The organism is Streptomyces sp. NPDC050674 (assembly GCF_040654575.1).
Classification (GTDB): domain Bacteria; phylum Actinomycetota; class Actinomycetes; order Streptomycetales; family Streptomycetaceae; genus Streptomyces.
Genome location: NZ_JBFAIG010000004.1, coordinates 182,146 through 202,082, shown reverse-complemented (window position 1 = coordinate 202,082; position 19,937 = coordinate 182,146). Strand labels below are relative to the sequence as shown.

Genomic DNA, 19,937 nt, shown 5'->3' with positions numbered 1-19,937 from the left:
ACCAACAACCTCTCGGCGGTCGGCACCAACGTTGTGCCGCAGTGTTCAGAGCCCAACACGACTCGATGGACGAGTACGTCATTGACTATTGGGCAGTTCAGGCATTCCAGCACGACGACCTGCGCTCTTCCAAACAGTCGGGGGAGGGGATTCGACGTGATGTAAGCCCCAGATAAAACGGTCATAAAGAGCGAGCCCCGCCAAAAGGCGGGGCGATTGTGAGCGCAGCGAGACCGGATGTGCGCGACGCGTGGCCGTACCACCACATTCCTCTGCCGAAACGTTATGAACACCTTGGCCGACCGTGTCAAAGGACACAGTCGGCTCCGGTGTATCTACGACAACTGCCGTATGGCGTATCTGAATTGGGTGCTACCTCAGCCGTGCCATCAGAGCGTGCTCGACCAGCGTGATCAGGGCACTCTTCGCGTCCGACCGGTGCCGGGCGTCGGTGGTGATGATCGGGGTGTCCGGACCGATCTGGAGCGCCTCGCGCACCTCTTCGGGCTGGTAGGGCTGCTGTCCGTCGAAGCCGTTGAGCGCCACGACGAACGGCAGACCGCTGTTCTCGAAGTAGTCGACAGCCGGGAAGCAGTCGGCCAGGCGCCGGGTGTCCACGAGCACCACCGCGCCGATGGCGCCGCGCACCAGGTCGTCCCACATGAACCAGAAGCGGTCCTGGCCCGGCGTTCCGAACAGGTACAGGATCAGGTCCTGGTCCAGGGTGATGCGGCCGAAGTCCATGGCCACCGTGGTGGTGGTCTTGTCCCCGGTGTGGGTCAGGTCGTCGATGCCCGCGCTGGCGGACGTCATGACGGCCTCGGTGCGCAGCGGGTTGATCTCCGAGACGGCACCCACGAACGTGGTCTTGCCCACGCCGAAGCCGCCAGCCACCACGATCTTCGCGGAGGTGGTGGACCGCCCCGCGTCAGAGCTTGCGAAGTCCACTGAGCACCCTTTCGAGCAGTGTCACGTCCGGCGCGCCGGTGGCGTCGTCGCCGCCCGGCTGGTGGATCGCGACGAGACCGGCCTCGGCGAGGTCCGCGACGAGGATGCGGGCCACTCCCAGCGGCATGTTGAGCAGTGCCGAGACCTCGGCCACCGACTTCACCTCACGGCAGAGGTGGCAGATCCGCTGGTGCTCCGGGAGCAGCCCCATGAGCGCGGCGGGGTCCGCGGTCGTGCTGATCAGTGCCTCGATGGCCAGCTGGTAGCGCGGCCGTGTCCGGCCACCGGTCATGGCGTACGGCCGTACCAGTGGCTGGTCGCCCTCGTCCTCGTACGGCTCCGCGTACGGATCATGAGAGGCGGTGGGCGGGGTCATGGGTCCTCCGGGCGGGACAGCAAGTCGGTCAGCAAGCCGTCTGACGGGGCCTGTGTGGGGTCTGTGGCGGCCGGACGGTGATGTGGTGAGACGGGTGGTGCCGGGGCCGATCAGTGGAGCAGACTGCCTTGGAGCTCAGCTCGCAGGTCGGGGGTGAGGACCGCGCCCGCGCGGTCGACCAGGAGCGCCATCTCGTAGCCGACGAGGCCGATGTCGCACTCGGGGTGGGCGAGAACCGCCAGCGAGGAGCCGTCCGAGACGGACATGAGGAACAGGAATCCCCGCTCCATCTCCACGACCGTCTGAGCCACCTCCCCGCCCTCGAAGATCCGGGAGGCGCCCGCCGTCAGGGACGTCAGGCCCGAGGCGACGGCCGCGAGCTGGTCCGCGCGGTCGCGCGGGAAGCCCTCCGACATCGCCAGGAGGAGACCGTCGGCGGACACGACGACGGTGTGGGACACCCCGGGGGTGTTGTCCACGAAGTTGGTGATCAACCAGTTGAGATTCTGTGCCGCCTGGCTCATCGGACTCAACTAACGCTCCTGCTGGTGAGTGGGCCGTGGGTGGCTGCCGGTCTGGGTGGACCCGGCCTGACGACCCTGTGCGATTCCCCGACGGAGATTGGTCAGCCGGCCGCGCACGTCATCGGGCGCGCGCGAGACCTGCGGACCACTCTGGTGGGTTTGCTGCTGCGCCGTGCCCGGGACGAGGTTCGCCCGGGGTACCCGGCGCGGCAGGCCGGAGGTGGTGATACCACCCGCGGCGGGCTGGCGGACGCGCTCGGCCTGTCGGACGAGGTCGTCGTTCGGCGAGGCGCGCCAGCCGGCGGACGCGGACCGCTGCGGACCGGTGGGTCCCTGCGGTTGCTGCGGTTGCTGGGGGGCGGCCGGCGCGGAGCCGTTGTTCTGCTGCTGCTCCTGCTGACCGTGGAACCAGTTGGTCTCCAGCGTGTCGTACAGCGGCGTACGACCGTCGCCCGGGCCGGTCGCCGGCGGCAGGGCCTCGGGCTCCTGCCGGACGGGCCGGACCTGCGGGGCGGGCGGACGCGGGGCGCCGAAGTCGGCACCGCCCCGGGCGCCGTTGACCTGAGGCCGCTCGAACTGGCCCGTGCCCGACGGGTCCGCCGGCGTGGCCGGACCCGGGAGGGTGGGCCGGCCGGAGCCGCTGTCCTGGCGCGGCGCGGGGTACTGACCGGTCGTGCCGTTGTCCTGGCGCGGCGCCGGGTACTGACCCGTGGAGCCGTTGTCGTAGGACTGCGGCGCCGGGTACTGACCGGTTGAGCTGTCCTGGCGCGGTGCCGGGTACTGGCCCGTGGAGCCGTTGTCCTGGCGCGGCGCGGGGTACTGGCCCGTGGAGCCGTTGTCGTAGGACTGCGGCGCCGGGTACTGGCCCGACGTCGAGGACGGGTCGGGGCGGCCGCCGTTGGTGCCGAAGACGTCCGGGCGGACGAACTGGTTCTGGCCCTGCGGTGCGTTCGCGCCGAGGCCGAACGGGTCCGCGTGCTGGGGAGCGCCGAAGTCGGACGGCGAGCCGAAGCCCTGCCGGTCGCCGTCACGCGGCACGGCCGGCATCTCCGTCGTCGAGCCCGGGCCCTGACGGTCGTCGACGCGCGGCATGGGCGACGTACGGGAGGCGTCAGCTTCCTCGTGACCGCGCGGGGCGTCCAGCGAGGCACGCGGCACCGGCGGCTGGGCGTTCTCGTCGCTCCAGCTCGGCACGCGCTGCTGCGGGTCGCCGCCGGGCAGCTCCGCGCGCGCTCCGCCGCGCGGCGGCAGCTGCGGCCGACGGCCCTTGCCCTGCTCGGACTTGTTGCCCTGCTTCTTGCGGCCCCGGCCACCACCGCCGCCGCCGAATCCGTCCTGACCCTGCGGGCCGTTGGTGCCCGCGGCCTGCAGACCCTGCGGGGCGCCGGGCGCCGGCTGGCCGAACCCGGCACCGGCCGGAGCCTGACGGCCCGGTGCGGAACCACCCTGGTCGAAGGCCGAGGCGCCGGGACCCTGCGGTCCACGCGCTCCGCCCGGTGCTCCGGGACGGCCACCGTCCGCGTCCCGTCCGGGCAGCGCGGCCCGCGGGCCCTGGCCCGGAGCGAGCCGGCCACCGCCGGGCGCACCGCCACCGAAGGCGTTACCCGACGCACCGGCCCCGAGGGCACCGGCGCCCTGGCCGGCACCGGCCGCACGCCGGGCCGCGGCTGCGCCGGCGGCGGCCTGCGCGGCGGCGGGGCCGCCACCGACCTGCGGCTGACCGGGCTGCTTGGGCTGGGGCTTCCTGCCGCCCTGGGCGACGTCCACGGGCAGCATGACCAGCGCGGTCGTGCCACCGGAGTCGGACGGGCGCAGCTGGATGCGGATGCCGTGGCGCTGCGAGAGGCGGCCGACCACGAACAGACCCATGCGGCGGGAGACGGAGACGTCCACCGTCGGGGGAGAGGCGAGCCGCTCGTTGATCGCCGCCAGGTCCTCCGGCGACAGACCGATACCGGTGTCGTGGATCTCGATCAGCACCCGGCCGTCGGGCAGGGCGTGACCGGTGACCTTGACCTTGGTCTGCGGCGAGGAGAACGAGGTCGCGTTCTCCAGCAGCTCGGCGAGCAGGTGCACGAGGTCGTTGACCACGCGGCCGGCCACTTCGGTGGTCGGCACGGAGGCCAGCTCGATGCGCTCGTACTGCTCCACCTCGGAGGCGGCGGCACGGAGTACGTCGACCAGCGGGACCGGGCGGGTCCACCGGCGGCCGGGCTCCTCACCGGCGAGGACGAGGAGGTTCTCACCGTTACGACGCATGCGGGTGGCGAGGTGGTCGAGCTTGAACAGCGAGGACAGCTGGTCCGGGTCGGCCTCGCGGGACTCCAGTTCGGAGATCAGCGACAGCTGGCGCTGGATCAGACCCTGGGAGCGGCGCGAGAGGTTGGTGAACATCGCGTTGACGTTGCCCCGCAGCAGGGCCTGTTCGGCGGCGAGGCGGACCGCCTCGCGGTGCACGTCGTCGAAGGCCGCGGCCACGCGGCCGATCTCGTCCCGAGAGTGCACGCCGACCGACTCCACGGACGTGTCGACGTCCTGCGGGTCGGACTCGGACAGCTGCTTGACCAGCTCGGGCAGACGGTCGGAGGCGACCTTGGTGGCCGTGTCCTCCAGGCGGCGCAGCGAGCGGATCATGGAGCGGGCCACGACGAAGGCGCCGACCAGCGACACACCGAGCACGATCAGGATCAGGGCACCGGAGATGATCGCGTCGCGCTCGGTGGCGCTGCGCAGCTCGCGGGCCTTCTGTTCCATCTCCTCGAGCAGGGTGTGCTCGATGTTCTTCATCTGCTGGATCTTGGTGGAGCTGTCGTCCAGCCAGTCGCGGTAGGACCGCTTGTCCTGCTGGGCCAGACCGCTCGCGGAGATCAGGGCGCGACCCGCGTAGGTGTCGGTCGCCTTGATCGTGGAGTTGCCGCCGTCCTCGATCGGCTTCAGCAGCTCGGCGGCGGCGTCCTCGCCGTAGATGCTCTTGAAGCTGCGGATCTCGGAGTTCTGGCTCTCCAGGGCCGACTCGGCGTACAGCCGGTCGTTGGGCGAGAGCCTGCCGGTGGTGGTGTTGCTCGCGGGCAGTGCCGCCGCCAGGGCCGCGCGCTGGATCGAGGAGTACTCCTTGGCGGAGGAGAACGCCGCGAGCGCACGGGTGCGCTGGATCATGTCCGGGTTGCTGGTCGCCTCGGCCATGTCCTGGGAGAGGTCGATCAGGTTCTCGATCAGACGGTGGTACGCCTCGATCGTCTGCGTGGAGTTGTCCTCGGAGGCGTAGGCGCCCTTGCGGATCTGCTCCAGGTCGCCCAGCTCGCCGGCCAGCTGGACGAGGTACTCGCGGACGCCCCTGAGGTTGCCGTCCTTGCTGGTGCTGTCGATCTCCTCGGAGCTGTCGAGGAAGTTCTTCATCGCCCGGTCGGTCTTCTCGCGAAGTCCCTTGACGGTGAAGTCGGTCGCCTTGCCGCCGTGCGCGAGCGGACCGGCCGACTGGTCGCGCTCCTCCTGGAGCGCGGCCGACAGCTCGGTGGCCTGCTTGGTCAGATCCGTCAGCAGCTTCATGTTGTCGAGCTGCTGGATGTTCTCCATGGAGTCGTTGATGCGCAGTGCGCCCAGCGACGTGGCGGCGACCACGGGGAGTGCGAGCAGCGAAACCAGGCGGGTGGAGATACGCCAGTTCCGCAGGGCTATTCGCGAGCCCGGGCCGACCGGGCCCGCCGGCGGCTTCAGACCCTTGGCCGGGGCCGCGGACCCGGAGGAGGTCGGTCCCGAGCGCTCACCGCCGTCACCGGCAGGGCCCTGGTTCTGGGCGTGCTGGGGCGAGGGGCCGCCATTCATGGGGCCAGTCCCGCCGTGCGGCTCCGGCTCCGCCGCAGCGTTGCCATCCCTCTTGAAACGTCCCTGCACTAGCGTCGCAACCTCTGGACCAGGCGCCCCGTCGCCTGAACGGCGGGACACGGTGTCGGCGTTCTGGGGACGCCCTGAAAAACGCCCCCGTGGTGGTCTTGGGTGACCGGCGCTGGCTCCCCCTTCTCACCGCCGCTCGGCGCGTCTGTGCGCCCCCTGTGCGCCGGCTCGATCCTGCGGCGGTTCCGTGAGATTCCAGCACAGCACAGGATCTCCAACAAGGCCCGTAGGCCGAGCCGTGACCTAGGTGACACCACGTGAGTGCCGTATCACCAGACGTAGAAAGGGAGTTCGTCCATTTCGGACGTATGCCCGCGAGTCGCCGAGTCCGGCCGGGTGTCCCAGTCGCCATGATCAGGAGCGGAATGATGGCTTCAGTGGGCCAATGTCCGTTTCGTTGGGGTGGGGCGTGAGTCCGGAATGACCGATTCGCCCTGTGATTCGTGAGAAAACTCACATGCCGATCATGGCCTCCGGGCGGCGGGGCCGGGGAATCGGATGTTTAGCCTGACGCTTTACAGCGATGGCACAACCGACAACCCGCGTCCGTACGGGGCTTCATGCCCCGCCCGGCGCCCGGCACAGGACAGGGTCAAGTAAACAGTGAAGACGACGACGATGTTCCACAAGATCGCCAACCCGCGACGCACGACGCTGGCGCACCTGCAAGGCGCCGACGAACTGCAGACGCCGGAGCAGCCGGAGCACCCCGTCGACCTGCCGGCCCAGACCGCAAACCCCAAGCGCACCGTCCTCATGGAGATCCCCGTCGCGGCCGCCGCGGCCGCGGAGTGACACCAGGTAGTACGCGCGCCGGCCGCCTCGTGCTCAGGGCGGCGGGCCACGGATTCTCCAGGGGCGTCCCCCGCGAGGGGGCGCCCCTTCACCATGCGCGGGGCGCGGGGACCTCCCCGCGTTAGCCTGGACCGTCAGACTTCAGCCGCGTCAGTCAAGGGGCCAAGCAACCCGTGCGCATCGCCAGATTCTCCATCGACGGGAACGTCGCCTTCGGTGCCATCGAGGGCGACAGGCAGGACGAGCTCGTCCTCGACATCATCAAGGGCATCCCGTTCGCGGACTTCGAGCTCTCCGGCACGAAGGTGCCGGTGAGCAAGGTCAGGCTGCTGCCGCCGGTGCTCCCCAACAAGGTCGTGGCCTTCGGCCGCAACTACGCGGAGCACGCGCGCGAGCTGGGCCACGAGGTGCCCGAGGCGCCCTTCGCCTTCTTCAAGCCGTCCACCTCGGTGATCGGCCCCGGCGACGCGATCCAGTACCCCTCCTTCTCCTCCGAGGTGCACCACGAGGCCGAGCTGGCCGTGGTCATCGGCCGGATGTGCCGCGAGGTCCCGCGCGAGCGCGTCAAGGACGTGATCTTCGGCTACACCTGCGCCAACGACATCACCGCCCGCGACGTGCAGAGGCGCGAGAAGCAGTGGGCCCGGGCCAAGGGCTTCGACAGCTCCTGCCCGCTCGGCCCCTGGGTGGAGACGGACCTGGACGCGAGCGACCTGACCATCCAGCTCACGGTCAACGGCCAGCAGCGCCAGCTCGGCCGCACCAGCGAGATGATCCACTCCATCGAGGACCTGATCGTCAACATCTCCGAGGCCATGACGCTGCTCCCCGGCGACGTGATCCTCACGGGCACCCCGGCTGGGGTCGGCCCCCTGAACGTCGGCGACGAGGTCGCCGTCACCATCGAAGGCATCGGCACTCTCACCAACAAGGTTGTCAAGCGTGGCTAGCGCACCCGGCTCCGTACGCGTCCGTTTCTGTCCCTCGCCCACCGGTAACCCCCACGTGGGTCTGGTGCGCACCGCCCTGTTCAACTGGGCGTTCGCCAAGCACCACCAGGGCACCCTGGTCTTCCGCATCGAGGACACCGACGCGGCCCGCGACTCCGAGGAGTCCTACACCCAGCTGCTCGACTCGATGCGCTGGCTGGGCTTCGACTGGGACGAGGGCCCCGAGGTCGGCGGCCCGCACGCGCCGTACCGCCAGTCGCAGCGCATGGACCTCTACAAGGACGTCGCGGCCAAGCTCCTCGACGCCGGCCACGCCTACCGCTGCTACTGCTCCCAGGAGGAGCTGGACACCCGCCGCGAGGCCGCCCGCGCCGCCGGCAAGCCCTCCGGCTACGACGGCCACTGCCGTGAGCTGACCGCCGCGCAGGTCGAGGAGTACCAGGCCCAGGGCCGCGAGCCGATCGTCCGCTTCCGCATGCCCGACGAGACGATCACCTTCACCGACCTGGTCCGCGGCGAGCTGACCTTCACCCCGGAGAACGTCCCGGACTACGGCATCGTCCGCGCCAACGGCGCCCCGCTGTACACGCTGGTCAACCCGGTCGACGACGCCCTGATGGAGATCACCCACGTCCTGCGCGGCGAGGACCTGCTCTCCTCCACCCCCCGCCAGATCGCCCTGTACAAGGCGCTGATCGAGCTGGGCGTCGCCAAGGAGATCCCGTCCTTCGGCCACCTGCCGTACGTGATGGGCGAGGGCAACAAGAAGCTCTCCAAGCGCGACCCGCAGTCCTCGCTCAACCTGTACCGGGAGCGCGGCTTCCTCCCCGAGGGCCTGCTCAACTACCTCTCCCTCCTCGGCTGGTCCCTCTCCGCCGACCAGGACATCTTCTCCACCGAGGAGATGATCGCCGCGTTCGAGATCTCCGACGTGAACCCGAACCCCGCGCGCTTCGACCTCAAGAAGTGCGAGGCCATCAACGGCGACCACATCCGGATGCTGGATGTGAAGGACTTCACCGAGCGCTGCCGCCCGTGGCTCCGGGCGCCGTTCGCCCCGTGGGCCCCCGAGGCCTTCGACGAGGCGAAGTGGCAGGCCATCGCCCCGCACGCGCAGACCCGGCTGAAGGTCCTGTCGGAGATCACCGACAACGTCGACTTCCTGTTCCTGCCGGAGCCGGCCGAGGACGAGGCCTCCTGGAACAAGGCCATGAAGGAGGGCTCGGACGCCCTGCTGCGCACGGCCCGCGAGAAGCTGGAGGCCGCCGACTGGACCTCCGCCGAGTCGCTCAAGGAGGCCGTCCTGGCCGCGGGTGAGGCCCACGGCCTCAAGCTCGGCAAGGCCCAGGCCCCCGTCCGCGTCGCCGTCACGGGCCGCACGGTCGGCCTGCCGCTGTTCGAGTCCCTGGAGATCCTGGGCAAGGAGACCACCCTCGCCCGGATCGACGCGGCGCTGGCGAAGCTCACCGCGTAACGCACGGCACCACACCGCGAGGGCGGCGTCCGGTTCGGGCGCCGCCCTCGCCGTGTCCGCCCAGCCGTCACGCGGAGTTCATCCTTCCGGCCGACTCCCGTCTCGGACAGGGACGTTGGATGCCCTCTGTGCGCACGGTGCGCGTGTGCGCCCTGGTACAGGGGGAGAGAGCATGACCCGTTCACGAAGACTCGTCCACGCGGCCGTCGGCGGGGTGGTGGCCCTGTCCTGCACCGTGCTGACCGCACCCGCGCAGGCGGCGCCCCGGGCCGACGCGCCGGCCGGCACGGTACGGCTCGTCACCGAGAAGCGGGTGACCGTCGACTACCCGTGGGCCGGGGCGTCCGGCTTCCAGTACCGCCCGGGAACCTCCTCGGTCATCACGGTGGACTACCCCGGCGTCGTGCCGCCCGCCCACGCCGGCCCGGACGACCTGGCCAGCGGCACCGACGTCGTGAACACCCTCGACGGGCGGACCGTCCGCCAGAAGCACCGCTCCACGGGCGTCACCGCCACCGTGACGATCCCCACCGGCCACGCCTACCGGGCCGCCGTGGGCTGGAGCGTGCTGACCATGGACGGCACCGGTGCCCTGCACGTGCTGCGCACCGTCGACGGCACCCTCACCGTGGACACCCCGGTCACCGGCTTCCCCGCGGGCGCCCGGCCCGTCGCCTACCGCACCGGCGGCTCGGCCGGCCGCCTCGCGATCGTCTACACGCTGTCCGGCAAGACGTCCGTGGGCCTGGTCGACCTCTCCGGCGGCGCCTTCCGCACGTACGTCACCGGCGACACCGCGACCCCGCAGCTCGCCTTCAACGACCGCTGGCTCGTCGCCGACTGGAAGGCGATCCGGGTGGACTCCGAACCCGGCACCGAGCCCACCGCCCTCACCGGCACCGCCGCCCAGCTCGAAGCCGTCGTCGGCGACCAGCTCCTGATCGGCAACCCGGAGTTCGTGCAGGGCGGCACCGAGGCCGCGCTGACCGCCCGCTCCCTCGTCACCGGCGCGTCGACCACCGTGCTCCCCTCGTCCTTCGGCGGCATCGGCCCGGCCCTGGACGGCTCGGCCCTGGCCACGGCGGGCCCCTCCAGCCTCGACTGGAACATCCACCGGATCACCCCCGACGGCAGCGGCGGCCTGACCACCGCCAAGGTGGCCGAGGTCCCCGCCGCCGCGACCGGCGTCCAGGGACTGGCCGTCGCCGGGGGCGAGTTGTTCCTCTTCGGCGCGACGCCGGGCGCCTCGCTGCGGTACAGCGGCTTCCAGCTGGACGCGGCCGGCCGGCCCGACGGCCCCCAGACCCGCCGCAGCCCCGCCCTGAGCCCGCCCACCTGCCTCACCGGCGACGCCGCCTGCCCCCAGATGGAGGCCCTCGGCGACGGCCGGGTCGCGCACCTGTGGACCGACGCGGCCGGCGAGGAGTCCGTGGTCAGCGCCGGCCTCGACACCACCACGCTCCTCACCGAGCCGACGGACGGCGACGCGGCCGGCCGCATCGGCACCGGCTCCGGCCGGTACGTGCTCTACAACGGAGGCTCCGGCAAGCAGCGGGTCGTCGACTTCCCGCGCACCGGCGCCGGCGAAACGGCTCTCGTCCGCGACCGCACCGCCGCCGCGGTGTGGGGGCAGACCCTGTGGACCCCGGGCAGCACCCAGGGCCAGGTCACCGGCCGCAACCTCAAGACCGGCACGACCACCACCGTCGCCACCGGCGCCCCCTGCGTCGCCACCGACCTCCAGGCCGTCAACACCTGGCTGTACTGGTCGTGCGGCAGCTCGGCGGGTGTCTACGACCGCGCCACCGCCCGCAGGATCACGGTCCCGGCCGACCTCGGCCCGGCCCGCCTCGCCGACGGCTTCCTGATCCGCGAGAACCGCGCCACCCACGAGCTGCTGCTCACCGACTTCCACACCGGCACGGCCACCACCCGCACCCTGGCCGAGCTGCCCGCCACCGACCAGAACACCGGCGGCAGCAACGGCCGCTGGGCCGTCGACCGCTTCGGCGGCCCCATCGCCTACCTCAACGGCACCTACGGCGAGGTGTCGATCGTCCCCAGCGGCGTCCCCACCTCGCCCCTGGCACAGACGGAGGCCCAGGTCTACTCGCCCTCCGTGATCGGCAAGGCGTTCCCCTGGACGCCGGTGTGGCAGCTGAACAAGCCCTCCAGCTGGACCCTGACCCTCACCAACGCCTCCGGCAAGGTCGTCCGCACCCTGACCGGCAGGTCCACGGGGGCCGCCGTACGCCCCGCATGGGACGGCACCACCGACAGCGGCGGCGCCACGAGCGGCGGCCACACCTGGAAACTCACCGCTCACCCCCGCGACGGCCAGGGCCCGGACCTCGCGCTCACCGGCAGCATGACCCTGGGCTGAGAGCACAGCGCGGTGGGTACGGTCGGAGCATGAGCATCCAAGCCGTGGTCTGGGACGTCGACGACACCCTCTTCGACTACACCACCGCCGACCGCCTCGGCATGCGCGCCCACCTCACGGCCGAGGGCCTGCTCGACCGCTTCGACGGCGTCGAGCAGGCCCTCGACCGCTGGCGGGAGGTCACCCACCTGCAGTGGGCCCGCTTCTCGGCCGGCGAGGCCACCTTCGAGGACCAGCGGCGCGACCGCGTGCGGGTGTTCCTGGACCGGGACCTCACCGACGCCGAGGCCGACGCGTGGTTCCAGCGGTACGTCACCCACTACGAGGCGGTCTGGGCCCTCTTCCCGGACGTCCTGCCGGTCCTCGACGCGCTCTCCGCCAGCCACCGGCACGCCGTGCTCTCCAACTCCAGCCTCCACGTCCAGGACCGCAAGCTGCGCACCCTCGGCGTCCACGACCGCTTCGAGACCATCCTGTGCGCGGCCGAGCTCGGCGTCTCCAAGCCCGAGGCGGGGGCGTTCCTCGCGGCCTGTTCCTTCCTCGGCCTGCCGCCGCACCAGGTCGCCTACGTCGGCGACCACCCGGAGATCGACGGGCGGGGCGCCGCCGAGGCCGGGCTGCTGTCGGTGTGGATCGACCGCGGCGGCCTGTACGCCACGATCGACCCGCCCGTCGGGCCGCACCGCATCGCCTCGCTGGCCGAACTGCCGTCCCTCCTCGCCTCGGATACTCGTTTTGGAGCCCCGTCCACCTTCGGGTAATGTTCTTCCTGCGCCGCGGGAAGCGGGCCGGAAGGCCACAAACCCAGGCGCACAGCTAGAACACAAACCCTCCGGGGGTTGCGTTCCAGTGGCCTATGGTGTAATTGGCAGCACGACTGATTCTGGTTCAGTTAGTCTTGGTTCGAGTCCAGGTAGGCCAGCTCGCAGAGCTCATCTGCATCGCCCCCGTTGTGTAGCGGCCTAGCACGCTGCCCTCTCAAGGCAGTAGCGCCGGTTCGAATCCGGTCGGGGGTACTGGTTCCGAGCGATCGACGATCATGCTCGGGACTGCTAGGGCCCCCGTTGTGTAGCGGCCTAGCACGCCGCCCTCTCAAGGCGGTAGCGCCGGTTCGAATCCGGTCGGGGGTACTGAACTGGTCTAAACCACATTGGTCTATGGTGTAATTGGCAGCACGACTGATTCTGGTTCAGTTAGTCTTGGTTCGAGTCCAGGTAGACCAGCTCGGACCTGCGGAAACGCAGTGTCCAGGCCCCCGTTGTGTAGCGGCCTAGCACGCCGCCCTCTCAAGGCGGTAGCGCCGGTTCGAATCCGGTCGGGGGTACACATCACAAGAGGCCCCTCACTTCGGTGAGGGGCCTCTTGCGTGCTTGCCTTCTTCGGGTCGGGAAAGGCCTGCCGCGGCGTTGAGGCCGGCCTTCCCGAAACGCTCCGCCGCTTCAGCCGGTGCGCCGCAACGCCTCGGAGAGGCGCCCCGCCGCATCGATCACAGCCTGCGCGTGCATACGGCCGGGGTGCCGGGTGAGCCGCTCGATCGGCCCGGACACCGACACCGCCGCCACGACCCGGTTCGACGGCCCCCGCACCGGCGCGGACACGGACGCGACGCCCGGCTCCCGCTCGCCGATCGACTGGGCCCAGCCCCGCCGCCGTACACCCGACAGCGCCGTCGCCGTGAAGCGCGCCCCCTGCAAGCCGCGGTGCAGCCGCTCCGGCTCCTCCCAGGCCAGCAGGATCTGCGCCGAGGAACCTGCCTTCATCGTGAGCGTCGAACCGACCGGGACCGTGTCCCGCAGTCCGGACAGCCGCTCCGCAGCGGCGACACAGATGCGCATGTCGCCCTGGCGGCGATACAGCTGCGCGCTCTCGCCCGTGATGTCACGAAGATGCGTGAGCACCGGGCCGGCGGTGGCGAGGAGACGGTCCTCACCCGCGGCCGCGGCGAGCTCGGCCAGGCGAGGGCCGAGAATGAAACGGCCCTGCATGTCGCGCGCCACCATGCGGTGGTGTTCCAGGGCCACGGCCAGGCGGTGGGCCGTGGGTCGTGCCAGTCCGGTGGCACCGACCAGACCCGCGAGGGTGGCCGGACCGGACTCCAGAGCGCTCAGGACGAGGGCCGCCTTGTCCAGAACGCCGACGCCGCTACTGTTGTCCATGAAACGATACTCCCGTCTCACTCTGTGAAACGCAAGTTCAATTTTCCGTGGAACGCGCCACCCTGGAATCACGAAGTCACAACGGCCCGTGACGTAAGGGCCTGGTGGTGCGTGCCCGGGATCAGGGGAACGGGCGCCGCCTCCTCAAGATCTCTAGTTGGGTCGGCGGAGCGTCGTCGGCCGGAGGGAAAAGCGATGGGTAGGACACTCGCGGAGAAAGTCTGGGACGACCATGTCGTCCGGCGCGCGGAGGGCGAGCCCGACCTTCTCTTCATCGATCTGCACCTGCTGCACGAGGTGACCAGCCCGCAGGCCTTCGACGGCCTCCGCAAGAGCGGCCGCACCGTGCGCCGCCTCGACCTCACCATCGCCACCGAGGACCACAACACCCCCACCCTCGACATCGACAAGCCGATCGCCGACCCGGTCTCCCGGGTCCAGCTGGAGACGCTGCGCAAGAACGCCGCCGAGTTCGGTGTGCGTCTGCACCCGCTGGGCGACGTCGAACAGGGTGTCGTCCACGTCGTGGGCCCGCAGCTCGGCCTGACCCAGCCCGGCACCACCGTGGTCTGCGGCGACTCGCACACCTCCACGCACGGCGCCTTCGGCGCGCTGGCGTTCGGCATCGGCACCTCCCAGGTGGAGCACGTGCTGGCCACCCAGACGCTGCCGATGTCCCGCCCCAAGACCATGGCGATCACCGTCGAGGGCGAACTGCCCGACGGAGTCACCGCCAAGGACCTGATCCTGGCGATCATCGCGAAGATCGGCACCGGTGGCGGCCAGGGCTACGTCCTGGAGTACCGCGGCGAGGCCATCGAGAAGCTCTCGATGGAAGCCCGCATGACCATCTGCAACATGTCGATCGAGGCCGGTGCCCGCGCGGGCATGATCGCCCCGGACGAGACCACGTTCGCCTACCTCAAGGGCCGCCCGCACGCCCCCGAGGGCGAGGACTGGGACGCGGCCGTCGCGTACTGGAAGACGCTGAAGACGGACGAGGACGCCGAGTTCGACGCCGAGGTCGTCATCGACGCCTCCGCACTGTCGCCGTTCGTCACCTGGGGCACCAACCCGGGCCAGGGCGCACCGCTTTCGGCGTCCGTCCCCGACCCTGCTTCGTACGAAGACGCATCGGAGCGCTACGCCGCCGAAAAGGCCCTGGAGTACATGGGGTTGGAGGCCGGGCAGCCGCTGCGCTCCATCAAGGTGGACACCGTCTTCGTAGGCTCGTGCACCAACGGCCGCATCGAGGACCTGCGCGCCGCGGCCGAGCTGCTGAAGGGCCGCAAAGTCGCCGACGGCGTACGGATGCTGGTCGTCCCGGGCTCCGCGCGGGTCGGTCTGCAGGCCGTCTCCGAGGGCCTGGACATCGTCTTCAAGGAGGCCGGCGCCGAGTGGCGGCACGCGGGCTGCTCGATGTGCCTGGGCATGAACCCCGACCAGCTGGCCCCGGGTGAGCGCTCCGCGTCCACCTCCAACCGCAACTTCGAGGGACGGCAGGGCAAGGGCGGCCGCACCCACCTGGTGTCGCCGCAGGTCGCGGCCGCCACGGCCGTCCTGGGTCACCTGGCCTCCCCGGCCGACCTGTCCGCCGACGCCCCCACGCCCGCTGGAGTCTGATCAGTCATGGAAGCCTTCACCACCCACACCGGCCGGGCCGTCCCGCTGCGCCGCAGCAACGTCGACACCGACCAGATCATCCCCGCCCACTGGCTCAAGAAGGTCACGCGCGACGGGTTCGAGGACGGGCTGTTCGAGGCCTGGCGCAAGGACACGTCGTTCGTGCTCAACCAGCCCGAGCGGCAGGGCGCGACCGTGCTGGTCGCCGGCCCCGACTTCGGCACCGGCTCCTCCCGTGAGCACGCCGTCTGGGCGCTGCAGAACTACGGCTTCAAGGCCGTGATCTCCTCCCGCTTCGCCGACATCTTCCGTGGCAACTCGCTCAAGAACGGCCTGCTCACGGTGGTTCTGGAGCAGCAGATCGTGGACTCGCTGTGGGAGCTCACGGAGAAGGACCCGCAGGCCGAGATCACCGTCGACCTGGAGCGCCGTGAGGTGCGCGCCGAAGGCATCACCGCCGCCTTCGAGCTGGACGAGAACGCCCGCTGGCGGCTGCTGAACGGCCTCGACGACATCTCGATCACCCTCCAGAACGAGGCGGACATCTCCGCGTACGAGGCGAAGCGCCCGTCGTTCAAGCCGAGGACGCTCCCGGTCTGACCCAGGGCACGATCCGACGCCCGCGGGCAAGGCGACTTTCGGCCACCGCAACACCGCCCCTGTACCCCCGATCAGCCCGATCGGGGGTACAGCCGTGTCTGCACCCGAACGGCCCTGCCCACCCCCTGTTCACCTGCCAACTTGCCGCGTTATGCCGGTGGTTGTCGGGGTAGGCGAGTGCTACAGCCGTGACTTCCACGTGTGCCGGGAAGGCCGTCCGAGGCGGCAGTTGTCCCCTGCGCAGGCGACAACTCGCCCCAGATGGCACAATCTGTGCATGGAACACGACGGCCAACTCGAGCTCTATGCGGCGGTCGCGGGCCAACTCAAGGAAGCGCACACAAGAGTGCGCGCACTGCAAGTCCCGGAGGGCGTACGGATGGCGCTGACCCGGAAGCTGCTGGTCATTACGGCCGCGGCCAAGCACGATCTCGCCGACGCGGCAAGGCGGCTGGAGCGGTTCACCGCGGACCTCGACGAGGGACGTCTCCCCGACGAGGAACGCTGAACCTCTCGACACCGTCGAGTTCGTTGCGGCACAAGGGTGATAAGCCCGTTTCGTGTTTGATTTGCGGTATATATCTGCCTAACGTGCGAAAAAGCTTGAACACTTTCGTTCTGGCGATGTCTCCGAAGGGGAAGACGTGAACAAGGCGCAGCTCGTAGAAGCGATTGCCGACAAGATGGGCGGCCGCCAGCAGGCAGCCGACGCTGTCGACCATGTCCTGGACGCCATCGTCCGAGCGGTCGTCTCGGGTGAGCGGGTCTCGGTCACCGGCTTCGGTTCGTTCGAGAAGGTCGACCGTCCGGCGCGGTACGCCCGTAACCCCCAGACGGGCGAGCGGGTTCGGGTCAAGAAGACCTCCGTTCCGCGCTTCCGCGCAGGCCAGGGCTTCAAGGACCTGGTCAGCGGCTCGAAGAAGCTGCCGCGCGGTGGAGAGGTCGCCGTCAAGAAGGCCCCGAAGGGCAGCCTGAGCGGCGGCGCCGGCGCGACGGTCAAGAAGGCCGCCGCGAAGAAGGCGACCACCAAGTCGGCCGCCGCGAAGAAGACCACCGCCAAGAAGACGACGGCGAAGAAGGCCACCACCGCCAAGTCGGCGGCCGCGAAGAAGACCACCGCGAAGAAGGCGCCCGCCAAGAAGACCACGGCGACGTCCAAGACCACCGCCGCGAAGAAGACCACCGCGAAGAAGGCCCCGGCGAAGAAGGCGACGGCCACGAAGGCGCCCGCCAAGAAGTCGACGGCGCGCAAGACCACCGCCAAGAAGACCACCGCCCGCAAGAAGTAGGGGCACTGGGGTACTCACGCGCCGGGCCGGACTCCGCACGGAGTCCGGCCCGCGGCGTGTTCAGCGAGTGATCAGAGGGTCTGAAGGGTCACCAGTGTGATCCGCGGGGCGTCTTTCGCGCCCTCCACCTCGATGCGTACCCGCTGGCCCGGGCGCAGCAGCCTGAGGCCACCCGCGTCGAACGCGGCCGCGTCGAAGGGCACCGGGGTGCCGTCGTCCAGGAGCACCTGCCCGCTGCGGCTTTCGGGGTCGTACGTGTACGCGGTCGCCTGCATGGCCGCAGCCTACTGCCCGGGAATCAGCAACCGCGCGGCGGCCGCGGCCGTATGAGGGCCGACTCCCAGGGCCAGCGCGCTGCGCAGGTCGTCGCCGGTGTCCACGTCCTGGCGTACGGAATCCACCTCGGTGAGCAGCAGTTCCACGGCCCCCGAGGCGCGGTGCCGGGCCCGGGAATCCGCGCCGAAGGCGGGGCGCAATGCCTGCCCGGGGGCGGCGGCCAGCAAGGTCGTGCCCATTGCGGCGGCGTCCGCGAGAAATGCGCGCGGGAATTCGGCGGCCGCTTCCAGGACCCGCGACAATTCCGCGGGGCGCAGGGCCGGCAGATCGGCGTTCAGCGCGGCGACCGCGCTCGCGGGGCGGGCGGTCCGTACGGCCCGCGTCGCGTGTGCGAGGGCGGCGTTGAGGCCGCCGCCCGGCTCGTCGGGAACGATCGCGGCGCCCTGTGCCGCCAGCGCGCGGCCCGCCCGGGCGTCGTCCGTGACGACTGCCACATCCCGCACCGCCGGGCAGGCCAGCGCGGCCGCCACCGTGTCCTGGGCGAAGGCGAGCGCCAGGTCCGGCCGCAGCCCGTCGTCCGCGGTGTCCGCGAGCCTGCTCTTGGCCTGGGCCAGGGGCTTCAGGGGTACGACCAGGGTCCACTGCACGGGTGTTCCGTCCTCCTCTTGTCGCGGTCATTGTCACCCGGGGCATCGGGCGGGCGGCATGCCGGGGCGTACGGTGTTCTCGACAGACCGGCGGCCTGGGGCGACACTTGTGCGGCCCCCGTGGCCCCCGGCTTTCAGGCCCTAGAGGAAGGTGTCCGCGTGCCCCGCCGCAGAATCGGCTTCTGGTACCGCTTCGCCGCGGTGATCTGCAAACCGCCGCTGGTGGTTCTGCTCAAGCGGGACTGGCGTGGAATGGAGAACATTCCGGCCGATGGTGGATTTATCACCGCGGTGAACCACAATTCGCACATCGATCCCTTCGCTTACGCGCACTTTCAGTACAACACCGGGCGCGTCCCGCGATTCCTCGCGAAGAGCGGGCTTTTCAAGAAGGGATTCGTCGGGGCCGCCATGCGCGGCACCGGACAGATCCCGGTGTACCGCGAGAGCACGGACGCGCTCAGCGCCTTCCGGGCCGCCATCGACGCCGTGGACCGCGGGGAATGCGTCGCCTTCTATCCCGAGGGCACCCTCACCCGCGACCCGGACGGCTGGCCCATGACCGCCAAGACCGGCGCCGCGCGCGTGGCCCTGCAGACCAAGTGCCCGGTCATCCCGGTGGCGCAGTGGGGATGCAACGAGCTGCTGCCGCCGTACGCGAAGAGGCCGCACCTGCTGCCGCGCAAGACGCACCGCGTGCTGGCCGGGCCCCCCGTGGACCTCGCGCGTTTCTACGACCGCGAGATGACCGCGGAGCTGCTCAAGGAGGCCACGGAGGTCATCATGGCCGCCGTCACCGCCCAGCTGGAGCTGATCCGCGGGGAGAAGGCGCCCGAGACGCCGTACGACCCGCGCCGGGAGCGGATCGAGCAGCGGCGCCGCACCCAGGCGCAGACGCAGACCCACCGGAAGGCGGGGCAGACCGTGCAGGAAGAGGGGCTGGGCAAGTGAGCAAGCCGGTCAAGGCGGCGGTGCTGAGCGCCGGTTCGTGGGGCACGGCCTTCGGCATGGTGCTCGCCGACGCGGGGTGCGAGGTCACCCTGTGGGCGCGCCGCCCGGAGGTCGTGGAGGCGATCAACTCCACGCGGACCAATCCCGACTACTTCCCGGGCGTCGAGCTGCCGGAGAACGTGCGGGCCACCACCGACCCCGCCGAAGCCGCCGCGGAGGCCGACTTCACGGTCCTGTCGGTCCCCTCGCAGACCCTGCGCGGCAACCTCGCCGAGTGGAGCCCGCTGCTGGCCCCCGGCACGGTCCTCGTCTCGCTGATGAAGGGCGTCGAACTCGGCTCCGCGATGCGGATGAGCGAGGTCGTCGACGATGTCGCCAAGGTCGGTCCGGAGCGGATCGCCGTGGTCAGCGGGCCCAACCTGGCCCGGGAGATCGCCGCGCGGATGCCGGCGGCGGCCGTGGTCGCCTGCACCGACGAGGCCGTCGCCCAGCGGCTCCAGGCCGCCTGCCACACGCCGTACTTCCGCCCCTACACCAATACGGACGTGGTGGGTTGCGAACTGGGCGGAGCCGTGAAGAACGTCATCGGCCTCGCCGTCGGCATCGCGGACGGCATGGGCCTCGGCGACAACGCCAAGGGCTCCCTCATCACCCGCGGCCTCGCCGAGACCACCCGGCTCGGCATGGCGCTCGGCGCCGACCCGCTGACCTTCTCCGGACTCGCGGGCCTGGGCGACCTGGTGGCCACCTGCTCCTCGCCGCTGTCGCGCAACCACACCTTCGGCACCAACCTCGGCAAGGGCATGACCCTCCAGGAGACCATCGCGGTCACCAAGCAGACCGCCGAGGGCGTCAAGTCCTGCGAGTCGGTGCTGGATCTGGCCCGCAGGCACGGCGTCGACATGCCGATCACGGAGACGGTCGTCGGCATCGTGCACGAGGGCAAGCCTCCGGTGGTGGCCCTCAAGGAGCTGATGTCGCGCAGCGCGAAGCCCGAACGACGCTGAGCGACGCGGGGCGGCGGGCGCTGTCTCCGGGCCCTACCACCGGGTAC

General features: G+C 70.6%; 18 protein-coding genes and 5 tRNA genes. 16 read left to right on the top strand and 7 right to left on the bottom strand.

Annotation, left to right across the window (positions count from 1 at the left end):
* Window positions 1-372 precede the first annotated feature (372 nt).
* The 4 genes from AB0I06_RS09610 to AB0I06_RS09595 form a co-directional block, all read right to left on the bottom strand.
* Entirely contained in the window at window positions 373-948 is a 576-nt protein-coding gene (locus AB0I06_RS09610) for an ATP/GTP-binding protein (protein ID WP_097220936.1), read from the bottom strand.
* Window positions 929-1,324 carry a DUF742 domain-containing protein gene (locus AB0I06_RS09605; protein ID WP_030851927.1) on the bottom strand — a complete coding sequence of 132 codons (396 nt, stop codon included), beginning with the start codon at window positions 1,322-1,324 and terminating at the stop codon, window positions 929-931. The genes AB0I06_RS09610 and AB0I06_RS09605 overlap by 20 nt, the downstream gene beginning before the upstream one ends.
* 110 nt (window positions 1,325-1,434) lie before the next feature.
* Window positions 1,435-1,848: a roadblock/LC7 domain-containing protein gene (locus tag AB0I06_RS09600; RefSeq protein WP_030851929.1), complete on the bottom strand. Its 414-nt coding sequence runs from the start codon at window positions 1,846-1,848 to the stop codon at window positions 1,435-1,437.
* A gap of 9 nt (window positions 1,849-1,857) precedes the next feature.
* A complete protein-coding gene (locus tag AB0I06_RS09595) occupies window positions 1,858-5,739 on the bottom strand; it encodes a nitrate- and nitrite sensing domain-containing protein (protein WP_363118190.1) in 3,882 nt (1,293 codons plus the stop codon).
* A 603-nt stretch (window positions 5,740-6,342) separates the two neighbouring features.
* On the opposite strand from AB0I06_RS09595, the gene AB0I06_RS09590 reads away from it, so the two are divergent.
* The 10 genes from AB0I06_RS09590 (at window position 6,343) to AB0I06_RS09545 (ending at window position 12,665) form a co-directional block, all read left to right on the top strand.
* A complete protein-coding gene (locus tag AB0I06_RS09590; RefSeq protein ID WP_363118189.1) occupies window positions 6,343-6,534 on the top strand; it encodes a hypothetical protein in 192 nt (63 codons plus the stop codon).
* 173 nt (window positions 6,535-6,707) lie between these two features.
* A complete protein-coding gene (locus AB0I06_RS09585) occupies window positions 6,708-7,484 on the top strand; it encodes a fumarylacetoacetate hydrolase family protein (RefSeq protein ID WP_363118188.1) in 777 nt (258 codons plus the stop codon).
* A complete protein-coding gene (gene gltX, locus AB0I06_RS09580; RefSeq protein WP_363118187.1) occupies window positions 7,477-8,958 on the top strand; it encodes a glutamate--tRNA ligase in 1,482 nt (493 codons plus the stop codon). The genes AB0I06_RS09585 and gltX overlap by 8 nt, the downstream gene beginning before the upstream one ends.
* Window positions 8,959-9,130: 172 nt before the next feature.
* Window positions 9,131-11,341, top strand: a complete 2,211-nt coding sequence (locus tag AB0I06_RS09575; protein ID WP_363118186.1) for a FlgD immunoglobulin-like domain containing protein — start codon at window positions 9,131-9,133, stop codon at window positions 11,339-11,341.
* A 29-nt stretch (window positions 11,342-11,370) separates the two neighbouring features.
* Complete coding sequence (locus tag AB0I06_RS09570; protein ID WP_363118185.1) at window positions 11,371-12,102, top strand: HAD family hydrolase; 732 nt, start codon at window positions 11,371-11,373, stop codon at window positions 12,100-12,102.
* Between the two features lie 89 nt (window positions 12,103-12,191).
* Window positions 12,192-12,263: transfer RNA gene (locus tag AB0I06_RS09565), tRNA-Gln, on the top strand.
* A 21-nt stretch (window positions 12,264-12,284) separates the two neighbouring features.
* A tRNA-Glu gene (locus AB0I06_RS09560) sits at window positions 12,285-12,357 on the top strand.
* Between the two features lie 41 nt (window positions 12,358-12,398).
* Window positions 12,399-12,471: transfer RNA gene (locus AB0I06_RS09555), tRNA-Glu, on the top strand.
* A gap of 21 nt (window positions 12,472-12,492) precedes the next feature.
* Window positions 12,493-12,564: transfer RNA gene (locus tag AB0I06_RS09550), tRNA-Gln, on the top strand.
* Window positions 12,565-12,592: 28 nt separating this feature from the next.
* Window positions 12,593-12,665: transfer RNA gene (locus AB0I06_RS09545), tRNA-Glu, on the top strand.
* A gap of 115 nt (window positions 12,666-12,780) precedes the next feature.
* On the opposite strand, the gene ndgR is transcribed toward AB0I06_RS09545, so the two are convergent.
* Window positions 12,781-13,497, bottom strand: a complete 717-nt coding sequence (ndgR, locus tag AB0I06_RS09540) for an IclR family transcriptional regulator NdgR (protein WP_184988622.1) — start codon at window positions 13,495-13,497, stop codon at window positions 12,781-12,783.
* 195 nt (window positions 13,498-13,692) lie between these two features.
* On the opposite strand from ndgR, the gene leuC reads away from it, so the two are divergent.
* The 4 genes from leuC to AB0I06_RS09520 all read left to right on the top strand — a co-directional run bounded on the left by leuC (window position 13,693) and on the right by AB0I06_RS09520 (window position 17,009).
* Entirely contained in the window at window positions 13,693-15,120 is a 1,428-nt protein-coding gene (leuC, locus tag AB0I06_RS09535) for a 3-isopropylmalate dehydratase large subunit (RefSeq protein WP_363118184.1), read from the top strand.
* A gap of 6 nt (window positions 15,121-15,126) precedes the next feature.
* Entirely contained in the window at window positions 15,127-15,720 is a 594-nt protein-coding gene (leuD, locus tag AB0I06_RS09530; protein ID WP_363118183.1) for a 3-isopropylmalate dehydratase small subunit, read from the top strand.
* A gap of 277 nt (window positions 15,721-15,997) precedes the next feature.
* Window positions 15,998-16,228, top strand: coding sequence for a hypothetical protein (locus tag AB0I06_RS09525; RefSeq protein ID WP_248507222.1), 231 nt, complete (start codon window positions 15,998-16,000; stop codon window positions 16,226-16,228).
* A gap of 136 nt (window positions 16,229-16,364) precedes the next feature.
* Window positions 16,365-17,009 carry an HU family DNA-binding protein gene (locus AB0I06_RS09520; RefSeq protein ID WP_363118182.1) on the top strand — a complete coding sequence of 215 codons (645 nt, stop codon included), beginning with the start codon at window positions 16,365-16,367 and terminating at the stop codon, window positions 17,007-17,009.
* Between the two features lie 71 nt (window positions 17,010-17,080).
* On the opposite strand, the gene AB0I06_RS09515 is transcribed toward AB0I06_RS09520, so the two are convergent.
* Window positions 17,081-17,284 carry a hypothetical protein gene (locus tag AB0I06_RS09515; RefSeq protein WP_033313194.1) on the bottom strand — a complete coding sequence of 68 codons (204 nt, stop codon included), beginning with the start codon at window positions 17,282-17,284 and terminating at the stop codon, window positions 17,081-17,083.
* A 9-nt stretch (window positions 17,285-17,293) separates the two neighbouring features.
* A complete protein-coding gene (gene cofC / locus AB0I06_RS09510; RefSeq protein WP_363118181.1) occupies window positions 17,294-17,932 on the bottom strand; it encodes a 2-phospho-L-lactate guanylyltransferase in 639 nt (212 codons plus the stop codon).
* 159 nt (window positions 17,933-18,091) lie between these two features.
* On the opposite strand from cofC, the gene AB0I06_RS09505 reads away from it, so the two are divergent.
* Entirely contained in the window at window positions 18,092-18,883 is a 792-nt protein-coding gene (locus AB0I06_RS09505) for a lysophospholipid acyltransferase family protein (protein ID WP_363118180.1), read from the top strand.
* Window positions 18,880-19,890, top strand: coding sequence for an NAD(P)H-dependent glycerol-3-phosphate dehydrogenase (locus AB0I06_RS09500; RefSeq protein WP_363118179.1), 1,011 nt, complete (start codon window positions 18,880-18,882; stop codon window positions 19,888-19,890). The genes AB0I06_RS09505 and AB0I06_RS09500 overlap by 4 nt, the downstream gene beginning before the upstream one ends.
* The last annotated feature ends 47 nt before the right edge of the window (window positions 19,891-19,937 follow it).